This is a genomic window from uncultured Chitinophaga sp., assembly GCF_937874145.1.
In the GTDB taxonomy this organism is placed as follows: Bacteria; Bacteroidota; Bacteroidia; order Chitinophagales; family Chitinophagaceae; genus Chitinophaga.
Genome location: NZ_CALNBI010000119.1, coordinates 1 through 1,986, shown reverse-complemented (window position 1 = coordinate 1,986; position 1,986 = coordinate 1). Strand labels below are relative to the sequence as shown.

1 protein-coding gene is annotated in these 1,986 nt (G+C 54.0%); it reads right to left on the bottom strand.

The genetic code is table 11. The features are described from left to right. A partial coding sequence (locus Q0510_RS05530) for a hypothetical protein (RefSeq protein ID WP_298708999.1) occupies window positions 1–1,986 on the bottom strand: 1,986 nt, incomplete at both ends.

The window sequence follows — 1,986 nt, the reverse complement described above, 5'->3', positions numbered from 1 at the left end:
TTTCCGGGATCAACGGTTTTGTTCCAGGTAAGGTTACCCGCGCTGTCCAATTTCAGGATCAGGATGGCGCCATAATCATAGCAATAAGAGTTGGTGGAGCCGATGGCGATATACCCGCCGTCTGCCGTGCGCTCAAGCCGTGCCAGCTCATCGTTGGCCTCCGCACCGAAAGTTTTTGCCCACAGGAGATTACCGAGCGCGTCCGTTTTGATGACATAAGCATCCCTGCCGCCGCTGCCGAGGCCCGTAGTAGAACCGGCCATGATGTAACCATTGTCATGGGTACGCTGGATGTCGTTGATCACGTTCACTCCGCCAGCGGTATAGGTATTTACCAGTTGCCGGCTCCGCTCGCTCCCTTCCACACAAACCGATGTAGTACCCACCGGTCCCTGCACGGCGCAGCTGTCCAGGAAACGGAGATATTCGTAAGCCATCAGCCCATAACCAAACTTTTGGTTCATGTGGCGCGTAAAGAAGATGTTCTTCGCCTGCTGCAGGGAATCGATGTTCTCCAGGCTGGGGACGATGGTAGGATACACCGATATATAATGATCATATGCATCTTTCACTTCCTCGCAGGGCACACATGCCGGCGCTACACCGCACTGGATGATCGCAGGGATGGGAACAGGACGGGGAAGATACCTGCAGGTCACATCCCGGTTCGGATTGCAGGTTTCCAGGAGGATGGTCAGGGTCGCCTGCGAAATGTTCGCCCCTTTCACACGGGAGATATAGGCCGAAAAAGTAGTATCCTCCGCCAGTTTGCGCAATTCGTACTCTTTCTGCAACAACGACAGCGTTTTGCACTCACAGTCGGAAGGTGTGGTATAGGTCTGCTTATCTGCCTTTACGGTTTGTTTGCCGTAGGGCAAAGGCGCCAGGATCAGGTTGGCATTGCAGGCCATGCTGGTCGTGATACCGTGCCGGGCATTGAAATCTTCAATTACCGCTTCGAAGCTCCTGAACCGGTATGTGCTGGAAGGTTTTACCGTGCTGGCGCCATAAACATGGTCGCGATCGGCGCCCTGCCGGCACACCTGGATCAACTCGGGGATGATCTCGGATTTAATAAGATTGGTATCGTATAAAGAACATTCCTTCAACTGCGCCAGCCAGGCGGTTGCATAGGCTTCGCAATTGGTGAGATAGAATTTATCTTCCTGCTCCCGCGCCTGCGCGCCGGCTTTTGCGGTATCTGCCGCCCCGCCGTTCTGTAAGCCGTCCAGCCCCGCATTCGCCAGCAAAGCGCGCGGGTTCCGGATATGTATATCGTACCCGTTATTTTGCAGGGGATCAATATTGGCGTTACATACCCCGGCGTTTACAGCATCGAAAATAATTTTGTTGCGTGCATTGATATAGGCGTTCCGGAAATTCCGCCAGCCCATATCGAGGTCGCCCTTGCAAATAGCAGCAGGATTGAATGCCTGGGCGGGCGTAGAAAGCGATGACATGCATGCCACGTCGTTGGCATCACAGCGGACAATCGTCATGGCCGTGGTCCACATATTCGTTCCGGCAACCGTCTGGTTGAGTTCCGCTTCCAGTTGGACCTTATTCTTCAGCGCCAGCGGGTCGTTGCCGTGGGCGAATGGCACGGAGGCCATGTTTGCGGGGTTAAGGTACCCTTTTGCCACGGCACTGTCGTATTCATCCGTTTGTTCGAAATCGAACTGCCAGTCGAGACTTGTGCGGTACGCTTCATAATAGCCCAGGCGGCAATATTCCGGGTGCTCCGGGAGCAGGTCCTCCGCCCAGGAAGACTTAAATTGCTGCGTAAACTCATCCTGGTCAAGTGCATTGGGAATTACCCATCTTCCTTGTTTCGCGCTCCAAACGGTGTCGCGCTTGCCGGAGGGATCCTTATATACGATATTACTTTTCTGGAACCTGTTGTTATAATAAATGCTCCATCCCTCCGCATCATTGCCGGTCTGGGCGTACTGGCCAGTCGGCGCCGTCATGTCCATGATCATATTC